16 protein-coding genes are annotated in these 15709 nt (G+C 74.7%); 12 read left to right on the top strand and 4 right to left on the bottom strand.

Going from position 1 to position 15709, the window contains the following annotated elements; translation table 11 throughout:
* Nucleotides 1-19 precede the first annotated feature (19 nt).
* Complete coding sequence (locus tag JWR81_RS06810) at nucleotides 20-841, bottom strand: nucleotidyltransferase domain-containing protein (protein WP_297648245.1); 822 nt, start codon at nucleotides 839-841, stop codon at nucleotides 20-22.
* A 46-nt stretch (nucleotides 842-887) separates the two neighbouring features.
* Between JWR81_RS06810 and JWR81_RS06815 the strand changes: the two genes are divergently transcribed.
* From JWR81_RS06815 to JWR81_RS06830, 4 genes are all read left to right on the top strand, one after another.
* Nucleotides 888-1691 carry an SDR family oxidoreductase gene (locus JWR81_RS06815; protein WP_297648248.1) on the top strand — a complete coding sequence of 268 codons (804 nt, stop codon included), beginning with the start codon at nucleotides 888-890 and terminating at the stop codon, nucleotides 1689-1691.
* Nucleotides 1688-2464: a 5-formyltetrahydrofolate cyclo-ligase gene (locus tag JWR81_RS06820; RefSeq protein WP_297648251.1), complete on the top strand. Its 777-nt coding sequence runs from the start codon at nucleotides 1688-1690 to the stop codon at nucleotides 2462-2464. Before JWR81_RS06815 ends, JWR81_RS06820 begins: the two co-directional genes overlap by 4 nt.
* A 60-nt stretch (nucleotides 2465-2524) precedes the next feature.
* Nucleotides 2525-2713 carry a hypothetical protein gene (locus JWR81_RS06825; RefSeq protein WP_297648255.1) on the top strand — a complete coding sequence of 63 codons (189 nt, stop codon included), beginning with the start codon at nucleotides 2525-2527 and terminating at the stop codon, nucleotides 2711-2713.
* 78 nt (nucleotides 2714-2791) lie between these two features.
* Nucleotides 2792-3694, top strand: a complete 903-nt coding sequence (locus tag JWR81_RS06830) for a TVP38/TMEM64 family protein (protein ID WP_297648258.1) — start codon at nucleotides 2792-2794, stop codon at nucleotides 3692-3694.
* A gap of 57 nt (nucleotides 3695-3751) precedes the next feature.
* Here the strand turns inward: JWR81_RS06830 and JWR81_RS06835 are convergent, their stop codons facing one another.
* On the bottom strand, nucleotides 3752-5419 hold the full coding sequence (locus JWR81_RS06835; protein ID WP_297648261.1) for a glycoside hydrolase family 13 protein: 1668 nt from the start codon (nucleotides 5417-5419) through the stop codon (nucleotides 3752-3754).
* A gap of 69 nt (nucleotides 5420-5488) precedes the next feature.
* Nucleotides 5489-6646 (bottom strand): ROK family protein, encoded by a 1158-nt coding sequence (locus tag JWR81_RS06840; protein WP_297648264.1) that lies wholly within the window; start codon nucleotides 6644-6646, stop codon nucleotides 5489-5491.
* 240 nt (nucleotides 6647-6886) lie between these two features.
* On the opposite strand from JWR81_RS06840, the gene JWR81_RS06845 reads away from it, so the two are divergent.
* The 4 genes from JWR81_RS06845 to JWR81_RS06860 are packed head-to-tail and all read left to right on the top strand — an operon-like array spanning nucleotide 6887 to nucleotide 11387.
* The gene (locus tag JWR81_RS06845) at nucleotides 6887-8215 is read left to right on the top strand and encodes a glycogen debranching protein (RefSeq protein WP_297648267.1); all 1329 of its coding nucleotides are present in this window, start codon (nucleotides 6887-6889) and stop codon (nucleotides 8213-8215) included.
* 45 nt (nucleotides 8216-8260) lie between these two features.
* Nucleotides 8261-9502: an acyl-CoA dehydrogenase family protein gene (locus JWR81_RS06850; protein ID WP_297648271.1), complete on the top strand. Its 1242-nt coding sequence runs from the start codon at nucleotides 8261-8263 to the stop codon at nucleotides 9500-9502.
* Nucleotides 9499-10053: an adenylyltransferase/cytidyltransferase family protein gene (locus JWR81_RS06855; protein ID WP_297648274.1), complete on the top strand. Its 555-nt coding sequence runs from the start codon at nucleotides 9499-9501 to the stop codon at nucleotides 10051-10053. The genes JWR81_RS06850 and JWR81_RS06855 overlap by 4 nt, the downstream gene beginning before the upstream one ends.
* Nucleotides 10050-11387: a phosphoglycerate mutase gene (locus tag JWR81_RS06860; protein WP_297648277.1), complete on the top strand. Its 1338-nt coding sequence runs from the start codon at nucleotides 10050-10052 to the stop codon at nucleotides 11385-11387. Before JWR81_RS06855 ends, JWR81_RS06860 begins: the two co-directional genes overlap by 4 nt.
* Nucleotides 11388-11416: 29 nt before the next feature.
* On the opposite strand, the gene JWR81_RS06865 is transcribed toward JWR81_RS06860, so the two are convergent.
* Entirely contained in the window at nucleotides 11417-11743 is a 327-nt protein-coding gene (locus JWR81_RS06865; RefSeq protein ID WP_297648280.1) for a hypothetical protein, read from the bottom strand.
* Between JWR81_RS06865 and JWR81_RS06870 the strand changes: the two genes are divergently transcribed.
* The 4 genes from JWR81_RS06870 to JWR81_RS06885 form a co-directional block, all read left to right on the top strand.
* The gene (locus JWR81_RS06870) at nucleotides 11742-12086 is read left to right on the top strand and encodes a DUF397 domain-containing protein (protein WP_367278746.1); all 345 of its coding nucleotides are present in this window, start codon (nucleotides 11742-11744) and stop codon (nucleotides 12084-12086) included. The genes JWR81_RS06865 and JWR81_RS06870 overlap by 2 nt on opposite strands.
* 70 nt (nucleotides 12087-12156) lie before the next feature.
* The gene (locus tag JWR81_RS06875) at nucleotides 12157-13095 is read left to right on the top strand and encodes a helix-turn-helix transcriptional regulator (RefSeq protein ID WP_297648283.1); all 939 of its coding nucleotides are present in this window, start codon (nucleotides 12157-12159) and stop codon (nucleotides 13093-13095) included.
* A 35-nt stretch (nucleotides 13096-13130) separates the two neighbouring features.
* Nucleotides 13131-14060, top strand: coding sequence for an RluA family pseudouridine synthase (locus JWR81_RS06880; RefSeq protein ID WP_297648294.1), 930 nt, complete (start codon nucleotides 13131-13133; stop codon nucleotides 14058-14060).
* Between the two features lie 269 nt (nucleotides 14061-14329).
* Nucleotides 14330-15709: hypothetical protein (locus tag JWR81_RS06885; RefSeq protein ID WP_297648296.1), on the top strand; the 1380-nt coding region annotated here is incomplete at its 3' end.

Here is a 15709-nt window from a genome sequence, read left to right on the forward strand (position 1 = left end):
ACGCAGCTGCGGGGCGGGATCAGCGGGCGCAGGCCGCGCGCACCTCCGCCACGAGCGCCTCGGCGGCGTCGAGGGTGGCCGTCAGCTCGACGGGCGAGGACCCGACCCGGGCGAGCAGGGCGTGGGCCAGCTCGGTGAAGCCCCTCGGTGCCCCGTGCAGCCCTCCCGCGGCCGCGACCAGGCCCTTCTCGGTGATCGCCCACCGTCCCGCGTGGGCGTGCAAGGCGTGCGCGCACAGCCCGACGGCGCGGAACACGCACCCGGCGACGTACGCGGCATCGCCGCGGTCGACGACCTTGCGCGCGATGCCCACCGTGAGCTCGGCCTCCCCGAGCCGCGCCACCAGTGAGCGGGCCAGCAGCGCCGGGTACATCCGCGTGTCGCGGTGCAGGGCGGTGAGCTCGCCGGACGGGTCGGCCAGCACCACGCCCAGCGCCACCTCCCCCGCGTACGCGACGTCGAGGAAGCCCAGCGGGTGGCCCACCTGCACGTACCAGGCGTGGCGACCGCGGCGGGCATCGCGCCAGGCGGCATGGACGCGGTCGAGGTCGCGGTAGATCCAGTCGACCGCGGTGCCGTCGACCCGCAGCCAGGCGCCGCCGTCGACCCACTCCCCCCAGGCGCCGGGCTCGGTGACCTCGGCGTCCGGTCCGGCGAGCTCGCGGGCCAGTGCCCGCAGCGCCGCGACGTCCAGCGACGGCCGGTAGTAGACACCGAGGTCCGCATCGGACTCGGGCACGTGGTCGCCGCGGGCGCGGCTGCCGCCCGACATCACGCCCACGACGCCATCGACGGCGACGAGCGCGGCGGCGACCTCGCGCAACCGATCGTCGGAGATCACGAGGCGAGCATGAACCTCCCGGGAGCGAAATGGCAGGGTGTGCCGCATGAACGCCCCCTCCACCGCCACCGCCGCCGTCGTCACCGGAGCCGCCCGCGGCTTCGGCAAGGAGATCGCCCGCCGCCTCGTCACGCGGGGCCACCGCGTCCTGATCACCGACCTGGACGCCGACGCGGTCGGCGCCGCCGCCGACGAGCTGGGCGCCACGGGGATCGCCGCGGACGCACGGCTGGCGGCCGACCACCGGTCGGTCGCCTCCGCCGCGGCCGAGCTGGGGCCGGTCGGGGTGTGGGTGAACAACGCGGGGGTGCTGCGTGCCGGAAAGGCGTGGGAGCACCCCGACGAGGACGTCGCCCTGATGATCGACGCCAACCTGCTCGGCGTCGTCCACGGCTCGCGGGCCGCGGTGGAGGCCATGCGGTCCCGCGGCGGGCACCTGCTCAACATCGCGTCGATGTCGGCGCACGGGCCCGTGCCCGGGCTGGCTATCTACGCGGCCACCAAGGCGGCCGTGCTGAACTTCAGCACCAGCCTGCAGGGCGACCTGGACCTCGAGCGCATCCCGATCCGCGTGCACGCGCTGTGCCCGGACGCCGCCGACACCGCGCTCGTCCGCGACGAGCAGTCGCACCGCGACACGGCGATCCTGTTCTCGCAGAAGGCGTTGCTGACGCCGCAGGCCGTGGCCGACGCCGCGATCGGGATGCTCGACGGCACGCGCGTCGTCCGGTCGATGCCGCCCGTCCGGGCCGGGCTGGCCCGGGTGGGTGGCCTGCTCCCCCGCGTCGGGCTGCCGGTGCTGGCCCGGATGCGTGCGCAGGGCGACCGCCGCCGCGTCGCCGGATCATGACGGGCAGGACCCCCCGACGCCACGACCACGACGCCGGCGGCGACGCGGACCTGCTCGCCGCCAAGGCCGCCCTGCGCGACGAGGTCTGGACCGCGCTCACCGAAGCCCGTGTCGCCCGGTTCCCCGGTGCCCGCAACCGGATCTCCAACTTCACCGGCGCCGAGGCCGCGGCACAGCGGCTGCGGGAGACCGACGCGTGGGCGGCGGCGCGCACGCTCAAGTCCAACCCGGACTCCGCGCAGCTACCCGTCCGCCAGCGCGCGCTGGAGGACGGCCGCACCGTGTACATGGCGGTGCCGCGCCTGGCCGAGCCCGAGCCGTTCTTCCTGCTCGACCCCGCCCACCTGGCCGACCCGCCGCGCAAGGCCGCGTCGATCGCGGGCGCCACGCGCTCGGCCCGCCGGGTGGCGGTGGCCGAGCTGGAGCCGGTGGACCTCGTGGTGACGGGCTGCGTGGCCGTCGGGGAGGACGGTGCCCGGCTGGGCAAGGGCGGCGGGTTCGCCGACCTGGAGTTCGCACTCGCCATGGCGGCCGGGCTGATCGGGCCGGACACGCTCGTCGTGACGACGGTGCACGAACTGCAGGTGCGACCCGCGGGCGTGATCCCGACGGCGGCGCACGACGCGCCCGTCGACCTGGTCGTGACACCGGACCGCGTGCTCGACTGCCGCGGGAGGCGCGGCGAGCGCCCCACCGACGGCATCCGCTGGTCGGAGCTGACGGAGGAGAAGATCGCCGCCATCCCCCTGCTCACGCGGCTGCGGGACGGCTGAGGACTCCGTCTCCTCCGTGCTCCTCAGCTGTGACGAACGCCCGAGGAGTGTGGTGGGGGCGTGGACACCCGCGCCATCCCGCGCGGTTCGCTCGCCACGGCGCTGCGCGCCGACGACTTCGCCGTGTGTCCCGAGGCGCTCGCGGCCGCGATCCCCGGCGCGCAGCCGCGGCCGGTGCCGGGCGACCACGTGGGCGTCGTCGTCGCGTCCCCGCAGTTCAGGGACGCGATCGTCGAGTTCCTCGGGTGACCCGCTCGTGCGTCGGCGGGCGGCGCGCGTCCGTTCGGCCGTAGGCTGCGGAGCGACACCGGCGAGAGGGTGACGGCGATGAGGTGGTGGCGGCCCGTCCTGCTCCTCGCGGTGGCGCTCGGGCTTGCCGCGGTCGCCGTCGAGATCGGCGTGCCCCCGCTGGAGGTGATCCGCGGCTGGGTCGCGGCGGCCGGGTGGGCCGGGCCGGTGCTCTACGCGGCCCTCTACGCGGGGCTGTCGCTGACACCGGTGCCGGCCAGCGTGCTGAGCGTCGGCGGCGGGGTCCTGTTCGGACTGGGACTCGGCCTGCCGGTGGTGATGGTCGGTGCGGTGCTCGGCGCCGCGGCGGGCTTCGCCCTCGCGCGCCGGCTCGGGCGCGGCAGCGTCGAACGCCTGCAGGAGCGCGCCGGCTCCGGCGCCGCGCGCCTGACCCGGCTCGACGACCTGCTGCGCCGTCGCGGCCTGCTCGCGATGACCACCATCCGGCTCGCGCCGATCCTGCCGTTCGCCGTGCTGAACATGGCCTGCGGCCTGACGTCGGTGCGCACCCGCGACTACGTCGTCGGCAGCGCGATCGGCATGACGCCCGGCGCGGCGGCCTTGGTCGCGATCGGCACCTACGGAGCCGACCCGGGCTCGCTGCCGTTCCTGATCTCCGTGGCCGGCCTCGTGCTGGTCATCGGCATCGGCGCGGTGCTGGCCCGGCGACGCCACGACGGCGCGGCGTGTAGGACGATGCCGCACGCCGTGCTGGTCGGCGGACCGTGCGACGGCCACACCGAGCCCGTGGAGCTGCGCGACGACGGGCTCCCGCCCCGCCTGCTCCCCTGCCACCACGACACCACGATCTACGCCGAGGACACCGGCCACATGCCGGTGCGCATCCCGGAACCCGCCGACCGGCGGCGTGGGCCCGACCCTGCCGACGCCACCGGCGATCGGTGGATCTACGAACCGGACCTGGACGACCCGCTCGCGTAGGTCACGTCCGAAACGTCCGCCCCCGGGACGCACCCGGACCACGACGTCCGCGTCGGGCTAGTCGGCGAACCAGACCGCCGTGTCGACCGGGACAGCGGCGCCGGGGAGCGGGCCGGACGCGAGCAGCACGGTGGCTCCGGCCGGCAGGGCGACGGGCTCGCCGGACAGGTTGACCACGCAGGCCAGGCCCGGTCCGCGCCGGAACGCGAGGACCCCGGGCCCGCTCGGCAGCCAGGTCAGCTCGCCGTCACCGAGCTCCGGGTGCTCGCGCCGCAGCCGCAGGGCCGAGCGGTAGAGCGTGAGCATCGAGCCGGGGTCGGCCTCCTCGGCCGCCACGGTGACGCCCGCGAAGCCCGCGGGCTGGGGCAGCCACGGCGTGGAGCCCTCGGGCCCGAAGCCGAACGGGCTCGCGCCGCCCGACCACGGGATCGGCACCCGGCAGCCGTCGCGGCCGCGCTCGGTGTGGGCGGAACGCTCCCAGGTGGGGTCCTGCAGCACCTCGTCGGGCAGGTCCTCGACCTCCCACAGGCCCAGCTCGTCGCCCTGGTAGACGTACGCGCTGCCGGGCAGGGCGAACATCAGCAGGGCCGCCGCGCGGGCGCGCCGGGTGCCCAGCTCGAGGTCGAGCGTGTCGATCGGAGACAGCGACGACAGGGTGTGCCCCTTCCCGACGGGCCGGCCCAACCGGGACACGTGCCGCACGACGTCATGGTTGGACAGCACCCAGGTGGCCGGCGCGGCGACACCGGCGAACGTCGTCAGCGAGCCGTCGATCACCTCGCGCAGGGCCGCGGCGTCCCACGGGGCGTCGAGGTAGGCGAAGTTGAACGCGGTGTGGAGCTCGTCGGGACGCAGGTACAGCGAGAGCCGCTCGGCGTTCGGGGCCCAGGCCTCGGCGACGAAGATGCGCGCGCCCTCGAGGGTGTCGGCGTAGGAGTCGGCGACGGCGCGCCAGGCGCTGTAGATCTCGTGGACGCCGTCGCGGTCCCAGTGCGGGTGGTCGAGCCGGTCGGACGTCCCGAGCATCTCCTGCTTGTCGTCCCCGACGTCGGGGAGGCCGTCCGCCTTGACCATGCCGTGCGCGACGTCGATGCGGAAGCCGTCGACGCCGCGGTCGAACCAGAAACGCAGGATCGACTCGAACTCCGCCCGGACCTCCGGGCTGTTCCAGTCGAGGTCGGGCTGGGTGGGGTCGAACAGGTGCAGGTACCACGACCCGTCCGCCACGCGCGTCCACGCCGGACCGCCGAAGACGCTCTGCCAGTCGTTCGGCGGCAGCTCGCCGTCGACGCCGCGGCCCGGTCGGAACAGGTACCGCGTCCGTTCCGCCGCCCCGCCCGCGAGCGCGGCACGGAACCAGTCGTGCTGGTCGGAGGTGTGGTTGGGGACGATGTCGAGGATCACCCGCAGGCCCGCGGCATGGGCCTCGTCGATGAGCGCGGCGGCGTCCTCGGAAGTACCGAAGGTGGGCTCGATCGCGCGGTAGTCGGCCACGTCGTAGCCGGCGTCGGCCATCGGCGACGGGTACCACGGGTTGATCCACACCGCGTCGACGCCGAGGTCGCGCAGGTACCCCAGGCGAGCCCGGATCCCCGCGATGTCGCCGATCCCGTCGCCGTCGCCGTCGGCGAAGCTGCGGATGTAGAGCTGATAGACGACCGCGGAGCGCCACCAGTCGGTGGTGGTGGCGGGCAGTGTCGCGGTGGCGGAGGGGTGAAGGTCCACGGCACAACCCTGACACGATTCAGCCGACACGGTCGAGGCACCCCGTGCCTGCAGGTCTGCCGGCGTGGATCACCCCGCGCGCACCACCGTCTCGTCCACCGCGTCCGGCGCGTAGACGCGGCGCGCCACGAGCCGTGCCAGGCCGCGCACCGTGGCGCGGGCACCCAGGTTGCTGCCCTCCACCACGGGGCGCGCGCGCTCGGCGACCGTGTCGTAGATCCGCTCACGGACGCGCTGCACCAGCGGCGGGAGCACGCCGAGCGCGCCGCCGAGCACGAGCCGGTGGGGGTTCACGGTGGTGACGGTGGTAGCCAGCGTGACGCCGAGGACGTCGGCGGCGTCGAGCAGCGCGGCCAGCACCGCGGGATCGTCGACGCCGCTGACGATGCCGGCCAGGGTGTCGACGCCGTGCGGGGCCAGCCGTTCGAGCAGCGCCCGCCCCGAGCTGTACGCGGCGAGGCACCCGGTGCGGCCGCAGCGGCAGAGCGGCTCCGAGCCGGCGCCGGGCACGATCGCGCGGACGTGGCCGATGTCGCCCGCCACCCCACGGGCGCCGCGCAGTACGTCGGCGCCGACGACGATGCCGCAGCCGATGCCCGTGGCGACCTTGACGTGGACGAGCGTCTCCTCGTCGGTGCGCGACTCCCCCACGGCCGCCGCGCGCGCGTCGTTCTCGACGACGACGGGCAGGTCCCAGCGGGCCCCGACGGCGTCGACGGCCGACTCCGCGGGCCAGCCCTCGAGGGTGGTGGGGTGCAGGATCCAGCCGGTGGCGAGGTCGACCGCCGCGGGAACCCCCACCCCGATGCCGACCAGCTGCTCCCCCGAGCCCTGGGCCACGAGTTTCTCCCCGTGGTCGAGCACCGACCCGAGCACGGACCGCGCCCCGTCCTCGATGCGCAGGGGCAGGTCGGCGCGTCGGATCTCGCTGCCGAGCAGGTCGGTGATGCTGATGCGCGCGTGGGTCTGGCCGAGGTCGATGCCGAGCACGACCCGCCCGCGGTCGTCGAAGCGGATACGCCGCGGGCGCCTCCCGCCCGTGGCGCCGAGGCTCTCGGCCTCGTAGACGAGCCCCAGGCCGGCGAGGGTGTCGAGCCGGCCGTAGAGGGTGCCGCGGGACATGCCCGTCTCGGCGATCAGCTGCTGGCGGGACATGCCGCCGGTGGAGCGGATCAGGTCGAGCAGATAGCCGTGGCTGGTGACCCCGTGACCGGTGACACCGCTCATGTTCCCTCCTCGACACCGTCGGCCCTTGACAGTACTCCAGTTCTGTTCTTCCATTGAACAGAAGTTGGCAGCGACGCTGAACCGAGGAGATTCCATGCGTCCGCGCGTGCTCTCCCGGTCCGCCGGAGTGTTCCCCCGATCACTCTCCGCTCATACTTTCGGCGCCACCGGCGATAGGCCCTCTGTCCGGCGCACGACCACCCCCGAACCGGCGTGAGAGGCCATTCCATGATCGGCACGATGCTCGAAGCGGGTCTGCTGCGCCCGGCTGCGGTGGAGGTCCTGCGCCGCAACGACCTGGGCACGGTCACCAGCGCCGCTCCCGACCTCTACCCGCACCAATGGAGCTGGGACGCCGCGTTCGTGGCGATCGGCCTCTCGCGCGTGGACGTCCGCCGCGCCGTCACCGAGCTGCGCAGCCTGCTCTCGGCGCAGTGGAGCACCGGGATGATCCCGCACATCGTGTTCTCGCCGCGGGTGGACGACTACTTCCCCGGTCCCGAGCGCTGGGGCACCGACGAGGCGCCCGCCAAGCCGGCCGGGGTGCGCACGTCCGGCATCTGCCAGCCGCCGGTGCACGCCATCGCCCTGCGCCACATCCTCGACCGCGGCCGCGAGAACGGCGGCGCCGACGCCGAGGCCGCCGAGGCGTTCGTCGCCGAGACGTTCGACGGCTGGCTGGCCTGGCACCGCTGGCTGGCCACCGCCCGCGACCCCGACGGCGTCGGCCTGGTGGAGATCCACCACAGCTGGGAGTCGGGCTTCGACAACTCCCCGCGCTGGGACGGCCCGTACTCACGGATCACCGCGGGCGAGGTGCCGGCCTTCGTCCGCCGCGACACGCTGCACGTCGGCTCGTCGGCCGAGCGCCCGAGCGACGGGGAGTACACGCGGTACCTGTGGCTCGTCGAGCAGATGCGCTCCGTGCACTACGACGACGACCGCATCCTCGACATCGGTGACTTCCGCGTCCGCGACGTGTTCTTCTCCGCCATCCTCGCCGCCGCCGCCGAGGTGCTGGCCGGCATCGCCGACGAGCTGGGCCGCACCGACGACGCCGCCGAGCAGCGCGCCACGGCCGCCCGGTTCCGCGCGGGCGTGGCCGCCACGGTCGACCCCGTCACCGGCCTGGCCCGCGACTACGACGTGCTGGCCGAGGAGTGGATCGGCCCGCTGACCGTCGCCGGCTTCGCCCCCCTCGTCGCGGGCGCCGACGGGGTCGACGGAGCCGACCTGCTCGCGCGCCAGCGCGGCATCCTGCTCGGCCAGCAGTGGATGGGCCACCCGGCCCTGCGCTACCCGCTGCCCCCGTCGACGTCGCCGGCCAGCCCCGGCTTCCGCTGCCGCACCTACTGGCGCGGCCCGGTGTGGCCGTTCCTCAACCTGCTGCTGGGCTGGGCTTGCGCCCGCGACAGCGCGTGGCAGCTGCGGGGCGTGCTGCGCGAGGCGTCGCTGGAGCAGCTGGGCGACCTGACCTTCGCGGAGTACTACGAGCCGATCACCGGCGAGCCGCTCGGGAGCCACGACCAGGCGTGGACGGCCGCGGCCGCGCTGGAGTGGCTCGGGTAACGGCCCCCGCCGACGGTCCGGACCGGGTCATCTAGCGTCGCAGCCATGAGCACTGGCAGCAGCGCCGCCTCCTGGGCCCCGTCGGACCGCGTCCTCGACTACACGCAGCGGTTCGGCGCCTTCCTCTCCTCGGAGATCGACCCGCTGGAGAAGGAACTCGCCGCCGCCGGTGTCGGCACGCCGTGGAACCCCGCCCTCGACGACGACGGCCGCATGCACCCCGTGGTGTGGGAGGCCCGGCGCGAGGCGCAGCGCCGCTCGGCGAAGGCGGGGCTCTACAACCCGCACGTCAGCGCGGCGCTGGCCGGTGGCGGGTTCTCCCGTGTGGAGATGCAGCACGTCGAGGAGTACGTCTACCGGCACGGTGGACTCGGGCTGGGCATCGCCGCGCTGGCCTGGACCGAGGGCGCGAACCCGGCCATCGAGCACTGCTCCGACGCCGCCCGCGGGCGCTACCTCGAGCCGCTGATGGCCGGGGAGATCACCGCGGCGTTCTGCAACACCGAGGCCTCCGTCGGCACCGACGTGCTGGCGATGAGCACGCACGCCCGGCGCGACGGCAGCGACTGGATCCTCGACGGCGCCAAGGCGTGGATCACCAACGCCGCCTTCGCCGACGTGCTGCAGGTCGTGGCCGTCACCGAGCCCGGGGCGGGCACGCGGTCGCTCTCGATGTTCCTCGTGGACGCGAACGCGCCCGGCGTCCGCCGCGGCCGCGACATCCCCACGATGCTGTCCGACGGCCTGACCGGCGAGCTGGAGTTCGACGCCGTGCGGGTGCCGGCGGAGAACGTCGTGCGCGAGGTCGGCGACGGGTTCGCGCTGGCCATGTCCTGGATCAACTGGCGGCGGCTGTGCCGCGGCGGGATGTGTGCGGGCTGGGGCTACTGGCTGCTCGACCGGGCGCTGGAGCGCGCCCGCAGCCGGCAGACGGGCGGTCGGCCGATCGCCGACCTGCAGGCCGTGCAGCACCTGCTGGCCGACATGGACGCCGACGTCTACGCCGCACGGGCCGCCTCGCTCGTCGCGCAGGCCGAGCTCGACGAGCTGGGCCCGTACGGCATCCCGTTGCACCGCGACGCACCGCGGCTGATCAGCCTGGTCAAGGTGATCAACGACGAGGCGTTCTTCCGGGTGGCCGACAACGCCGTCCAGATCCACGGCGGCACGGGCCTGCTGCTGGGCTCCCCCGAGGAGAAGCTGTTCCGCGTGGCGCGCAACCTCAAGATCCCCGCGGGGACGGTGGAGATCCAGCGCAACGCGATCGCTCGCGGCCTGCTGCGGTGACCCCTCCTGCGGTGATGCCGTCCGACGGGACGCTCGGCTGCGTGACGGGCCGGTTCCAGCCCGTCCACGACCAGCACCTGGAGCTGATCGGGATCGCGCTCGACGCGTGCGAGCACGTGATCGTCGCCGTCACCAACCCCGACACGGCCGCCCGGCACGAGGAGGCCACCTCCGCCCACCGGCACACACCGGCCGCCAACCCCTTCACCTACTACGAGCGGTCGCGGCTGCTCATCGCCGCGCTCGACGCCGCCGGGTACGGCGACCGCACCACGGTGGTGCCGTTCGACCTGACCCGCCCGCACGTCTGGCCCGAGTACGTGCCGCCATGGGCCCACCAGTTCGTCCGCGCCTACGACGGCTGGGAGCGGCAGAAGGCCGACGCCCTCCGGGTGGGCGGGTACGCGGTGACCGTGCTGGACGGCGACCCGGCCACGAAGCGCTCGGCCTCCGACATCCGTGTCCTCCTGCGCGAGGGCGCCGACTGGCGCGGTGCCGTGCCCGCCGGGGTGGCCCCGGTGCTCGACGCGCTGCTCGCGGCCCGCTCATGAGGGCACCCGGCTACGGCGAGACGCAGCCGCGCCTCGACGACGACCGGCTGCCGGTGGTGCTGGTGGTCCTCGACGGGCTGGGCGACCGGCCGGTCCCCGAGCTGGGCGGACGGACGCCCGCCGAGGCCGCCGCCACCCCCGTGCTCGACGCGCTGGCGGCCCGCGGCGCGTCGGGGTGGCACCTGCCGTTCGGGTGGGGCCGCGCGCCGGCGTCGGAGCTCGCGCACTGGGCGATGTTCGGGTTCGCCGACGTCACGTTCCCCGGGCGGGCGGTGCTGGAGGCCGTGGGAGCGGGCATCGCGGTCGAGTACGGCGTGGCGGTCACTCACGCGGCGCTGCGGACCTCGCGATCGGACGGGGACCGGGTGTGGATCACCGGCCGGGTCGCCCCCGGCGACGCCGACGACGCGGCCGCCCTGCTCGCCGGGCTCTCCCCCGTGCTGGGTGCGCACGGCGCCACGCTGCGCACCCTCGGCGGCCGGGGCGAGGCCCTGCTCACGCTGCCGCAGCACGCGTGCGGCGCCGTCACGGACTCGGACCCGTTCTTCGAGGACCGCCACCCGTGGCTGCGGGTGCGTGCCGCCGATCCCGCGGGCGAGGCCACCGCGGAGGCACTGACCGCGCTGCTGCTCGACGCGCGCGCCGCGCTGGTGGCGAGCCCGTTGAACGCGGCACGCGCGGAGCGGGGCCTGCCGCCGCTGGATGTGCTCACCACGAAATGGTCGGGCGTGCGGGAGCCGATCCCGACGTTCACCGAGCAGGCCGGGGTCGCCGGCGCGGCCGTGACGCAGACGCGGCTCTACCGCGGGCTGGCGGGCGTCCTCGGGATGGCGCAGCAGCACGTGACCCCGATGCCGGACGTCGCCGCCGACCTCGCGGCGCGCCTGGCGGTGGCCGACGAGCTGATCGGCCGGGGCGCGCGGTTCGTCCACGTCCACACGAAGGCCACCGACGAGGCCGGGCACACCAAGGACCCGTACGCGAAGCGCGACGTGCTCGAGGCGGCCGACCGCGGCCTGGCCGGCCTCGCGGAGCTGGCAGGCCGGGCGGTCGTCGCGGTGACGGGCGACCACGCCACCCCGTCCGTGGACGGCGTCCTGCACACGGGGGACCCGACGCCGCTGGTGGTGGCGGGCCCGGGCGTGCGCGCCGACGGCGTCACGGCGTTCGGCGAGGTACCGGCGCAGCAGGGCTGGTACGGCGTCGTGCGGGCGTCGGAGCTGCTGCCGCTGCTCTTCGGTCACGCGAACCGGCCGGTGTTCCTGGGTCACCGGGCCACGCCCCGGCCGACAGCGGCGTTGCCGGACGACCCGGAGCCGATGCCGCTCCGCTGATCGCCGCGGGGCTCAGGCGGGCGCGGGGCTCAGGCCACGGACTCCGCGTGGCAGCGCCGGGCCAGGTCGGCGACCCCGTGGATGGAGCACGGCCACGACCGGGCGGGCAGCCCGGTGCCGCCCTTCGTGCACGTGCGGCACCGGCCGGTGCGGTCGGGGACGTGCTGGGCGAGCAGCCGCTGCCACACGTCGACCATCGGAGCGAGCTCGACGGCGAGCTGCCGCATCTCCGGGGTGGGCTCCTCGGGGATCCGGCGCCGGACCGTCACTCCGGCACCGGGCCTCGCGGGCGCGTGCACGACGGGCAGGCTGTCGGTGCGGGCCGAACCCAGCCCGACTCCCCACGAGTAGCTCATGGCTCCCTCTCCCTCGCGTTGCCGATCGTCGCGAGAACAGGACACCGTCACCCGCTGGAGTGGGTGTCCCCACAACGATCGTGGAACGTCAGGGTTGCCATTGCAAGTGCTGCTGCATGAACATCTGCACGTGCACCGTGCAGGACGGGACCTCAGTTGGCGCAAGAGCTCGGCCAGCAACCCCAGCGGGAACTGCGTCGAGATCGCCGTTCTCGCTGGTGGGGACGTTGCAGTACGGCACTCACGACATCCCAGCGGTCCCACGATCGTCTACACGAGGGCCGAGATGTCGGCGTTCATCCGTGGCATCCGGAGCGGCGAGTTCGACGACCTGGCCGACTGACCGGCACTCTTCCTCCACACGTTCACTCATCAGGTGAATCCGTTTCGCTCTCCCGTGCGAACATCGGTGGGTGTCGGTGGCGGACAGCAGCGAGGGGCACAGCACGATGGACGCGGCACGTGGTCAGCGGGCCCCCGAGGGCGCTCGTGGGGGATCGTCCGGCGCGGGCACCGGTCCGACGGTGCTGCGCATCGCGCTGGGAGCGCAGCTGCGGGCCCTGCGTGAGTCGGCCGGCGTCACGCGGGAGGTGGCCGGGGAGGCCATCCGCGCGTCGACGGCCAAGATCAGCCGCGTCGAGCTGGGCCGGGTCGGGTTCAAGGAGCGCGACATCGCCGACCTGCTCACCCTCTACGGCGTCCACGATCCCGACGAGCGCGAGCAGTTCCTCGCCCTCGCCCGCGGCGCCAACGCCCCCGGCTGGTGGCACCGCTACTCCGACCTGCTGCCCGCCTGGTTCGAGACGTACCTCGGCCTCGAACAGGCCGCGTCGCTCATCCGGTGCTACGAGCTGCAGTTCGTGCCCGGGCTCGTGCAGACGCCCGCCTACGCGCGCGCCGTCACGCGGCTGGGCCACACGGATCCCGAGGAGGTCGAGCGCCGCGTCGAGCTGAGGATGCGACGCCAGGTGATCCTGACCGCGCCCGGTGGCCCGACGTTCTGGGCGGTCGTCGACGAGGCGGCCCTGCGGCGCAGGCTCGCCGGTCCGGAGCTCATGCGTGACCAGCTCGACCACCTCATCGCGATGAACCGGCTTCCCAACGTCTCCCTGCAGATCGCGTCGCTCCGCGACGGCGGGCACCCGGCCGCCGGCGGGCCGTTCTCGATCCTCCGCTTCGCCGCGCCCGACCTGCCCGACCTCGTCTACCTCGAGCAGCTGACCAGCGCGCTCTACCTGGACAAGCGGGCGGACGTCGAGCACTACGCGGTGGTGATGGACCGGCTGTGCGCACAGGTCTCCCCGCCCGACGCCACGGAGTCGGTGCTCACCGCCATCCGCGCGGAGCTGTAGGGCCCGGGCTCCGGGCGGTCCGTAGGCTGGCGCCGATGAGGCGCAAGCTGCGGTCCCCGCTGCCACAACGGCACGGGCTCGACGCCGTGCGGCTGCGCACGCCCGCGGAGGGCGGCTGGGCCACCATGCGCGACCACCTCGTCGAGCGGTTGCCGCGCGTGTCACCGTCGCGGATCGACGCGATGCTGCGCGAGGAGCGCATCGTCGACCTCGACGGGCCCATCGCGGTCGACGCCCCCTACGTGCCGGAGTCGTTCCTCTGGTTCCACCGCGACCTGCCGGTGGAGACGTCCGTGCCGTTCCCGATCGGGATCGTGCACCGCGACGAGGACCTGCTCGTGGTGGACAAGCCGCATTTCCTCGCCACGATCCCGCGCGGTCAGCACATCGTGGAGACCGCGCTGGTGCGGCTGCGCCGCGAGCTGGACCTGCCGGCCCTGATCCCGGCCCACCGGCTGGACCGCGTCACGGCGGGGCTGCTGATGTTCGTGGTGCGGCCGGAGCGGCGCGGGGCGTACCAGACGATGTTCCGCGACCGGGCGGTCTCCAAGACCTACGAGGCGGTCGCCCCGTACGACCCGGCGCTCGCGCTCCCGCTCGTGGTGCGCAGCCGGATCGTGAAGGACCGCGGGGTCATCTGCGCCTACGAGGAGCCGGGCGAACCCAACGCCGAGACGCAGGTGGAGCTGCTCGAGCACCGTGACGGGCTGGGCAGGTACCGCCTCTCCCCCGCCACCGGGCGCACCCACCAGCTGCGCCTGCACATGAGCGGGCTGGGCGTGCCGATCCTGGGCGACGACTTCTACCCGGTGCTCACCGACAAGCCCCTCGACGACTTCCGCCGCCCGCTGCAGCTGCTGGCCTCGACGCTTGAGTTCACCGACCCGATCTCCCGCAGGCCGCGCCGGTTCACCACGCGGCTGCACCTGCAGGCGTGGACCGACCCGGCGGCCTGGCGGGCCTGAGCGCCGAACCGGCACGCCGGCGGCGCCGGACACGACCGACGGTCGCGCTCCGTGACCGTCCGAACAGCGGAACACGAACGAGCAGGTCCGGGGGCCGCTCGGCTCAGGGCAGAAGTGGTGCACGGTCGAATCCGACCTGCCAGTAGGTTGAACCACTGGGAGGGCGAAACGTCGTGGCAGTCTGGAACGACGTCATCACCGAACGCTCAACAGGGGTAACCTCCCCTCCCCGACCGGGTGGTCGGGGCGCGACACGAACGGAGGCCGGGGTGCGGCCTGGCGACAACGGCGAGGACCTCTGGGAGGGGTCCGAGCCCGACCGCCCGATCGACATCGAGGCATTGCGCGCCGACGACGAGTTCGTCGAGTCCCTGGTGTCCGGCATCGTTCGTGCACCTCGTGAGCAGCTCCCCTCCGACGACCCCGAGGCCGTGCTGCGGTCGATGCTCTCGGCATGGGTCAGGGATGTGCGGCCGGAGACGGTGGGGGGCGCATCCGACTCCGGGGCCACCACCGACGCGGCGGACGTGGACGACACGGTCGTGTCCGGGCCGACCGTCGTCGCCGCGGCCACCACGGGCGCGGCGGCGATCCCGTTCCGAACCCGTGTCGCCGGTGCGGGCAGGCACCGCACCGCGGAGCCGCCGCTGTACGCACGGCGCCTCGCCGTGGCAGCCGCGCTGGTGGTGCTGGTGGGGTCCACCCTCGCGGTCGGCTCCTACGACGCTCAGCCCGGCGGCACGCTGTGGCCGGTCACGAAGGTGCTCTACGCCGAGCGCGCCCGGTCCGTCCAGGCCGCCGCCGACGTCTCCACGGGGCTCGAGACGGTTCGCACCGCGCTCAAGGAGGGCCGCAAAGCCGACGCCGAGGCAGCCATCGCCGCGGTCGCCGCAACGCTCCCGCAGGTAGCCCCCGAGCAAGGCCAGGCCCAGCTCGTCCAGCAGCAGCAACAGCTCGCCGCCGCGGTCGCCGATCCCGAGGTCGCGGCGTCGCTAGGACTCATCCCGCCGAACCCCGTCGACGGCGGCACGTCCCCCGCCGCGCTCGCGGCCGGCGCCCCGGCGCCGCTCACCGACCGCGCCGCCGAGACCCCCCGCACCACCACCGTCACCACCACTGCGGCGTCCACGGCCGCCCCCAGCGCGGATCCGGCCGCTCCGGTCGCGCCGACGGACCCCGCCCCGGCCTCCGCGGCCCCTCCCGCGGTCGACAACGGTCCGTCCAAGGCCGACGTGCCGCCGTCGGCTCCGCGGCCCACGCAGGACCCCGCTCCCCAGAACCCGCCACCTCAGGGCCAGCCGCCCGCGGTCGGGTCGACCACCGTCGACCCCGCTCCGCCTGCGGCCGGCTCCGGTCAGACCGCGGGACAGCAGGTTCCGGCCGCCACCACCGACACCGGCACCACCAACACCGGCACCACGCCGGCCGATGCGTCCGCGGCCACCGGCGCGCCTTCCCCGGACGTCCGGGCCGCCGCTGCCCCGGGGCCCGTCTCCCAGGCCGAGACGGCGCCTCCGACGGGCACCCCCCCGACGACCGCCGGGGCGCCGACCACCAACGCGGGGCCGACCACCAACGCGGCGCCGCCCCCGGCCGATCGGGCGGACGCTCCGACGCAGCCCCACAGCCCCGGACTGCTCAAGACGGTG

This window comes from Pseudonocardia sp. (assembly GCF_025965585.1).
Taxonomy (GTDB): Bacteria; Actinomycetota; Actinomycetes; order Mycobacteriales; family Pseudonocardiaceae; genus Pseudonocardia.

Coding starts and splice junctions, on each gene's coding strand:
- JWR81_RS06815 (WP_297648248.1), top strand. CDS start 888: ATGAACGCCCCCTCCACCGCCACCGCCGCCGTCGTCACCGGAGCCGCC.
- JWR81_RS06820 (WP_297648251.1), top strand. CDS start 1,688: ATGACGGGCAGGACCCCCCGACGCCACGACCACGACGCCGGCGGCGAC.
- JWR81_RS06830 (WP_297648258.1), top strand. CDS start 2,792: ATGAGGTGGTGGCGGCCCGTCCTGCTCCTCGCGGTGGCGCTCGGGCTT.
- JWR81_RS06840 (WP_297648264.1), bottom strand. CDS start 6,646: ATGAGCGGTGTCACCGGTCACGGGGTCACCAGCCACGGCTATCTGCTC.
- JWR81_RS06845 (WP_297648267.1), top strand. CDS start 6,887: ATGCTCGAAGCGGGTCTGCTGCGCCCGGCTGCGGTGGAGGTCCTGCGC.
- JWR81_RS06850 (WP_297648271.1), top strand. CDS start 8,261: ATGAGCACTGGCAGCAGCGCCGCCTCCTGGGCCCCGTCGGACCGCGTC.
- JWR81_RS06860 (WP_297648277.1), top strand. CDS start 10,050: ATGAGGGCACCCGGCTACGGCGAGACGCAGCCGCGCCTCGACGACGAC.
- JWR81_RS06870 (WP_367278746.1), top strand. CDS start 11,742: ATGGCTCCCTCTCCCTCGCGTTGCCGATCGTCGCGAGAACAGGACACC.
- JWR81_RS06865 (WP_297648280.1), bottom strand. CDS start 11,743: ATGAGCTACTCGTGGGGAGTCGGGCTGGGTTCGGCCCGCACCGACAGC.
- JWR81_RS06880 (WP_297648294.1), top strand. CDS start 13,131: ATGAGGCGCAAGCTGCGGTCCCCGCTGCCACAACGGCACGGGCTCGAC.